6 protein-coding genes are annotated in these 7633 nt (G+C 49.3%); all 6 read left to right on the top strand.

Annotation, left to right across the window (positions count from 1 at the left end):
- Positions 1-455 precede the first annotated feature (455 nt).
- Positions 456-1088 carry a hypothetical protein gene (locus tag RM811_RS11815; protein ID WP_402524382.1) on the top strand — a complete coding sequence of 211 codons (633 nt, stop codon included), beginning with the start codon at positions 456-458 and terminating at the stop codon, positions 1086-1088.
- A complete protein-coding gene (locus tag RM811_RS11810) occupies positions 1085-1684 on the top strand; it encodes a UPF0236 family transposase-like protein (protein WP_402524379.1) in 600 nt (199 codons plus the stop codon). The genes RM811_RS11815 and RM811_RS11810 overlap by 4 nt, the downstream gene beginning before the upstream one ends.
- A gap of 230 nt (positions 1685-1914) precedes the next feature.
- The gene (locus RM811_RS11805) at positions 1915-3762 is read left to right on the top strand and encodes an acyclic terpene utilization AtuA family protein (RefSeq protein ID WP_402524376.1); all 1848 of its coding nucleotides are present in this window, start codon (positions 1915-1917) and stop codon (positions 3760-3762) included.
- On the top strand, positions 3759-5375 hold the full coding sequence (locus tag RM811_RS11800) for an acyl-CoA carboxylase subunit beta (RefSeq protein ID WP_402524373.1): 1617 nt from the start codon (positions 3759-3761) through the stop codon (positions 5373-5375). Before RM811_RS11805 ends, RM811_RS11800 begins: the two co-directional genes overlap by 4 nt.
- 39 nt (positions 5376-5414) lie before the next feature.
- Positions 5415-6563 carry an acyl-CoA dehydrogenase family protein gene (locus RM811_RS11795; RefSeq protein WP_402524371.1) on the top strand — a complete coding sequence of 383 codons (1149 nt, stop codon included), beginning with the start codon at positions 5415-5417 and terminating at the stop codon, positions 6561-6563.
- 2 nt (positions 6564-6565) lie between these two features.
- Positions 6566-7633, top strand: a 1068-nt coding sequence (locus tag RM811_RS11790) for an acetyl/propionyl/methylcrotonyl-CoA carboxylase subunit alpha (protein WP_402524368.1), incomplete at its 3' end; no start/stop codon positions are given.

Below are 7633 nucleotides of genomic sequence, written 5' to 3'. Positions count from 1 at the left end.
TACGAAAGCAAACTTTCACCTACTTAACGTACTCCATTTAGTTCAATGGCAGACATGAAATAGTTATAAAAAATGCCTTTCGAATTCAACAATTTGAATTACACCACCGAATGAGTCGCCTGAACTAATACGAATTGATAGGCTGAGGCCATACCAACTACCGGTAGTGTCCTGCACCTCCACCAGCATCACTGGCTCAATTAACCCGGGGTTGGTATTGGTATCGGTCAGCGGCAACTCGATGGTGGTGATGCTCTGGTGGCCACCTTTGGCCAGTTCGTTTCGGCCTCGTTTGGGGGTGCAATTAAAAGTGTACCCCGGGCAGCAATTTCCCAAATATCGTACATAATCATCAGAGTCTTATTGTCACAGGTTCAACTGCCATGTCATGCTCAAGATCCTTATCCGAAAGACTTGCTCAACACCCGCAACCAGAAAAAAGAATCTCTGAACTCATGGATGTTGTCGAAGCTGAATCAGGACATCTTGATCGAGCTGACCAGGCTGAAGACGCCGTTATTAAACATCTCAGAGGAATGGGAAATGAACTGCTCACTGAATGGGGAGCCCACAAAGAAAATCAAAATTTCCAGGACGCCCGTAAGCATCACCCGGAAGCCATGGCTCGAAAAAAAAACACCTATTGGTTGAGCACCTACGAAAAAATAGAACTATCAGAGCGTTGCCTTGGTGTCAGCGGGCACCGTGTGCGTCCTTTTAGCGAAGCTGCCCATATTCACTGTCGAGATTATTCCCTTCCGTTGCAGCGCAGGATCGTTGATTTTGCGGCTGATGCTTCTTTTGCAACTGTTACCCAAAAAATGAAAGAACACTACGATACTAACATCCCTGAATCGTCTGCTCAGGCAATCGCTCTGCACCATGCCCGCAACATGAAAAAAGAAGCCGCCGAATCGTTGCAAAGCCGACAAGAGTGTGTGGGAGAAGGCAAGCAGCTGATTGGTGAAATCGATGGCAGCATGATTCCGGTGTCCTGGTGGATGAACAAGCGAAAGGTGATAAACGCAAGACACGAAAGCTCGAATGGCAGGAAGCGAAGCTCTGTCTGGTTTATGAACAGGGCATGACAAATAAGCGACATCGTGTGGTTATGGGGGGGCCTGATGAAGCAGGAGATCAGTGGCTGAGCTGTGCTATTGAGCAAGGGCTTAAATCATCCATACATTGTGTCAGTGATGGAGCCAAATGGATCGCCAATCAGACGGATCGTATATTTGCAGATCAGGGCACTTTTCTGGTGGATTTTTATCATCTTTGCGAATATTTGGCAGAAGCCGCCAGCGAGTGTGTTGGTAATGATGAAAAGACGTGCAAAAAATGGGTTGAACAGCAAAAAACAAGGATGAAAACAAACAACGGTGCTAGTGTATTATCAGAGCTTGAGCCGTACCGTAACGGGAAGCCAGGAAAGGAAGCGAACAAATCGGAAGAATGCCATCGTTACATCAGGAATCGTCCTGGACAATTTGATTATTCTGGAGCAGAATCCTCTAATTTGCCCATAGGGTCGGGAGAGATCGAAAGTTCTAATCGTTCTGTAGTACAAACTCGATTGAAGCTCCCCGGAGCCTGGTGGAAACCCGAGAATGCTTTTAGTATGTTGAGCCTGAGAACATTAAGGGCGAACGGTGGCTGGGATTCTTATTGGCAGGCTGCTGTATGATAGTGCTATGAGACACTTTTAATTGCACCCGCCCTGAGGCGTGCGGCCAGCTCCGTATGCATTACCACGAGGTCCCACAGGACCTAAAAGCGTGGGAACGAGATTCCCGGATTTTGCGACAATCTCCTTCGCGAGTAGGACGGGTATTTTCTATAACGCCACTTCCCAACCAATCACTTGCTTGGTAACCTTCACGCAAACAATAACAACAACCACCTATGAATTCACCCATGACATCAAAAAAGAAAGTCCGATTAGGTTGCGCCTCTGCATTCTGGGGTGACACCAGCAGCGCGGCCCATCAGCTAGTTTACGGTGGTCAACTGGATTACCTGGTTTTTGATTACCTTGCGGAACTGACCCTCTCCATCATGGCCGGTGCACAACTGAAGAATCCATCAGCTGGCTTTGCTCCGGATTTCATCACCACATTGAAACCCCTGCTTGGTGAGATAAAGTCTCAGGGTATCAAGGTCTGCAGTAATGCCGGCGGTATCAATGCCAGGGGTTGTGCTGAAGCACTGGCAGAAGTGGTGGCCAACTCAGGCCTTGATCTGATCATCGCCGTGGTTGAGGGAGACAACCTGACCAAAACCTTCCGGACTGATCAACCACAAAACCATGATCCAGAAACCCAGAACGTAGTGGATATGTTCAGTGGCGAGCCATTACCCGATCACTTCACCAGCGTGAATGCCTATTTAGGAGCACCATCCATCACAGCAGCCCTGGCCGCTGGCGCGGATATTGTTATCACAGGCCGGGTCGTAGACAGTGCTGTGGTGCTTGGACCATTGGTGCATGAGTTTGACTGGGGCTGGCAGGATTATGACAAACTGGCTCAAGGCTCATTGGCAGGCCATGTGATTGAGTGTGGCACTCAGGCCACCGGAGGCAACTTTACCGACTGGCATCTGGTTAAAGATGGCTATGCCAATATGGGCTTTCCCATCGTCGAATGCAGCGAAGATGGTTTATTCGTTGTGAGTAAATGTTCCGGCACTGGCGGTTTGGTAAGTTGCGATACCATCGCTGAACAGATTCTTTATGAAATTGGCAACCCGGAAGACTATTTACTGCCCGATGTAACCTGCGACTTCAGTCAGGTATCTCTTGAACAAACGGGTATTGATCAGGTACGAGTGACTGGCGCCAGAGGCCGACCATGTTCAACTCAATATAAAGTCAGCGCGACGTATATGGACGGATATCGTTCAAACGCCACTTTTATGATTGGGGGGATTGATGCTGGTGAAAAGGGTCAGGTGGTTGCAGATGCGATTATTAAACGAGTCCGTGGACTACTAAACCTTAAAGGCCTGGATGACTTCAATGATGTCAATATTGAAGTATTAGGAACCGAGGTCACTTATGGCGCTCAGGCAATGGAAAACCAGCCCCGTGAAGTCGTCGTGAAAATCGCAGTATCACACCAGGATAAAAACGCGCTTCGACTATTTGGATCAGAAATTGCCCAGGCGGCTACCGCAATGGCACCAGGTATTACGGGTTTAGTGGGAGGACGCCCTAAAGCAAGCCCACGCATTTGCCTCTTCTCATTTTTAATGGACAAAGCCGATGTTTTGCCTGTCTACAGCCTCATCAATACCGAAGAGAAAAGCCCACAAATCGCTTACGTAGATTCAGGCCAGATAATAAGTACCCCTGAAAGTGTATGGAATGAAAACCCCTTACCCACCCCATTAGGTGAACTTCCTGAATTTACTGTGCCATTAGTGAAGCTGGCCCTGGGACGCAGCGGTGACAAAGGCAATCATTGCAACATTGGCATTATTGCACGGGACAAACGTTATCTGCCGTATATTGAAAAAGCATTAACGCCCGATCACGTCGCAAATTATTTTGCTCATCTACTAAGCGACAGAAGTGAAGTTACCCGCTATCAGCTACCGAAAATGAAAAGTATTAATATCGTCATCACTCACTGCCTTGGCGGCGGAGGCATGGCCAGTTTGCGTATCGACCCTCAGGGAAAAGCCCTTGCCCAACAACTACTGTCGATATCCATTCCTATCAATAAAAGTCTGTATGAACAGGTTGCGGGGGAATCAGAGTGAGGATCATTGAGTCTCAAATTGACCTGCATGGACAGGAGTTCAACGATAATCGAAACGCCATGTTATCTGCCATTGAGCAGTTTCGTGGACTTGAACAGGCAACATTTGAAAAGGCCAATAGCGCCAAGGATAAATTCCACAGCAAAGGCAAGCTCCTGCCCCGTGAACGTCTGGCATTATTGCTCGATCCCGGCTCCGGCTTTATTGAGCTGAGTTCATTGGCGGGCTACAAGATGCACGATGACAAAGATGGTTCAACCGCAGGTGGAGGCCTCATTGCCGGCATTGGTTTTGTCAGTGGTGTGCGCTGTATGTTGCAGGTTAATAACAGCGCCATAAAAGGGGGAACCATATCCCCCACGGGGCTGGATAAAACCCTGCGCCTGCAGGAAATCGCCCGTGAAAACAAATTACCCTTAATCACCCTCGCTGAAAGTGGTGGTGCCAATTTAACCTATGCCACTGACATTTTTGTACCCGGTGCACGGGCTTTTGCTAACCAGGCCCGTTTATCCAAAGCCGGCATTCCACAAATTACTGTGGTTCACGGTAATGCCACGGCAGGAGGCGCGTACCAGCCCGGTTTATCGGATTATGTTGTCGCCGTAAAAAATCAAACCAACATGTTTTTAGCAGGACCGCCTTTGCTGAAGGCTGCAACAGGAGAAATTGCTACCGATGAAGAGCTCGGTGGCAGTGATGTTCATGTGTATCAAGCCGGGACTGCCGATTATCTGGCTCAAAATGATTACCAAGGGATCGCTATTGCCCGCGATATCACCCAGAGCCTTGGCTGGAATGAACAGTTGATTTTGCCGGAAAAACAACCGGTAAAACCACCTCGCTATAACGCCGACGAACTACTCGGCATTATCCCCTGTGATAGCAAGAAACCCTATGACGTACGGGAAGTGATTGCCCGACTGGTTGATGATTCTGCATTCAGCGACTTCAAGAGTGATTTTGACCTGCAGACCGTCTGCGGTTTTGCCTATATTGATGGACATAGCGTTGGCATTATAGGCAACAATGGACCAATAACTGCCAAAGGTGCCAACAAGGCCGCGCAGTTTATTCAACTCTGTGAACAGAGTCATCGAACCCTGTTATTCCTGCATAACACCACCGGATTTATGGTGGGTACGGATGCAGAGCAAAGCGGCATTATCAAACATGGTTCAAAACTGATTCAGGCGGTGGCCAATGCCAGCGTGCCAAAGCTATCTATTTTGATCGGCGGTTCCTACGGTGCTGGCAACTATGCCATGTGTGGCCGAGGTCTGGACCCGCGATTTATTTTCTCATGGCCCAATGCCAGAACGGCAGTCATGGGTGGTGAGCAGGCAGGAAAAGTATTACGCATCGTCAGTGAAGAAAAGATGCGGAAAATGGGACAGGAACCCGACCTGTCACAGCTTGAACAAATGGAAGCCGTGACTGCAGCCAAACTGAATGCAGGATCAACGGCCACCTTTGGCACCGCCCGCCTGTGGGACGATGGCCTGATTGATCCCCGGGATACCCGTGAGCTGCTATCTAACTTGCTCGATATATGCTGGCAGGCAAAGCATAGGCAACTGCACAACAACACATTCGGTGTCGCACGTTTTTAATCTGTGGCCTGTCGTTATAAGAATAAATCAGGAACCGTCATGATACTTACTCAGGAACATCTGGAGCTAAAACGCACCATCGCCAACTTTGTCGAAAAAGAGATCAATCCCCATGTGGAAAGCTGGGAAGAATCCGGCATCTTTCCCGCCAAATCCCTCTTTAAAAAGATGGGTGATTTAGGCCTGTTAGGCATCAGCAAACCGGTAAAAAACGGTGGCATGGGACTCGATTACACCTATGAAATGCTGGCCGCAGAAGAATTTGGTGCCATTCGCTGCGGTGGTATCCCAATGGCTATCGGTGTACAGAGCAACATGGCCACCCCTGCCCTGGCACGATTTGGCAGTGATTATGTCCGTGATACATACCTGGCTCCGGCCATTGCTGGTGATATGGTGGCCTGTATCGGGGTCAGTGAACCCGGTGCGGGCAGCGATGTTGCTGCCATAAAAACGACGGCCGTCAAAGAGGGTGATGACTACATTATCAATGGCAGCAAGATGTGGATCACCAATGCGACACAGGCTGACTTTATTTGCCTGTTAGCCAATACCTCAGACGAGCCTCCCCACAAAAACAAATCATTAATTGTCGTCCCCACAGATACTCCTGGAATCTCCTTTTCTGAAAAGCTCAATAAGTTAGGCATGCGCAGCTCTGACACTGCCCAGATTTTCTTTGATAACGTCCGCGTTCCCCAGAAGAATTTGATCGGTCGTGAAGGTGCCGGGTTTGTTATGCAAATGCAGCAATTCCAGGAAGAGCGTTTATACGTAGCTGCCATGTCGATTAAAGGAATGGAAATCTGCATAAACGACACTCTCACCTACACCAGAGAGCGCAATGCCTTTGGTAAACCCCTGATTGCCAATCAGTCCATCCTGTTCCGTCTGGCAGAGTTGCAAACGGAAGTTGAAGCCCTGCGTGCGCTTATCTATCAGGCCTGTGAGCAATATAGCCAGGGTGACGATGTCACACAGCTTGCCTCCATGGCCAAATTAAAGTCGGGTCGTCTTTCCAGGGAAGTCAGTGATTCCTGTCTGCAGTACTGGGGAGGCATGGGTTTTATGTGGGATAACGTGGTGAGCCGCTTCTATCGGGATAATCGTCTGGGTTCCATTGGCGGTGGCGCCGATGAAATTATGCTCGGAATCATTGGCAAGCATATGACCAAAAACCAGGGGTAAACATGTTTCATAAAGTGTTAGTGGCCAACCGTGGTGAAATTGCCCAGCGTATTATTGCCTCTGCGAAGTCCCTGGGATATCGGACAGTTGCTGTTTATTCTGAGCCTGACTGTGATGCTCCCCATGTCCAGCTGGCTGATGAAGCAGTGTGCCTTGGCGCAGGCCAGGCCAGCGATAGTTATTTAAATACCGACAAAATCCTTCATGCGGCCCGGATAACAGAAAGTGATGCCATTCACCCGGGATACGGTTTCTTATCCGAAAACAGTGATTTTGCCCATGCCTGCAGTGAGCATGGCCTGGTCTTTATTGGCCCTGACTCAACAGCCATTAAGCTAATGGGCAGTAAGCGTACAGCGAAAGAGGCCATGCTCGCAGCAAACGTGTCCTGTGTTCCTGGTTATGAGGGAAAGGATCAAAGTGATACGGTGCTTATCGAAGCGGCAAAGGGCATTGGCTATCCCATTATGGTTAAAGCCTCCGCGGGTGGTGGTGGTCGGGGAATGCGTATCGTGAATGATGCGTCAGAGCTGGGCAGTGCTATCAAGTCCGCCCGCTCTGAAGCTGCCAACGCCTTTGGCAGTGATGAGTTGATCCTTGAAAAAGCCCTGACTTCAGTGCGCCATATCGAAATACAGATCTTTGCTGACACCCATGGCAACACCATTCATTTAGGTGAACGTGATTGCAGCATGCAGCGACGCCACCAGAAGGTTATTGAAGAAGCGCCATCCCCGGCAATGACTGCCGGGCTAAGGGAATCCATGGGACAGGCAGCCATCTCTGCGGCAAAGGCCTGTGATTATGTGGGTGCTGGCACCGTAGAGTTTCTGCTGACCGGGGAGAATGAGTTTTACTTTCTGGAAATGAATACACGGCTGCAGGTGGAACACCCCGTAACAGAGCTGGTCTCCAATCTGGATCTTGTGGAATGGCAGTTAAGAATCGCTGCCGGTGAGAAATTACCCCTTACGCAAGATCAAATTACCACTCACGGGCACGCCATCGAAGTCCGCCTGTATGCGGAAGACCCCGCCAATAGTTTCATGCCTCAAACCGGAACAATCTCA

The sequence above is a fragment of the Endozoicomonas sp. genome (assembly GCF_031844845.1).
In the GTDB taxonomy this organism is placed as follows: domain Bacteria; phylum Pseudomonadota; class Gammaproteobacteria; order Pseudomonadales; family Endozoicomonadaceae; genus Endozoicomonas.
The sequence above is the reverse complement of the archived record's forward strand: the minus strand, read 5'-3'. Positions and strand labels throughout refer to the sequence as shown.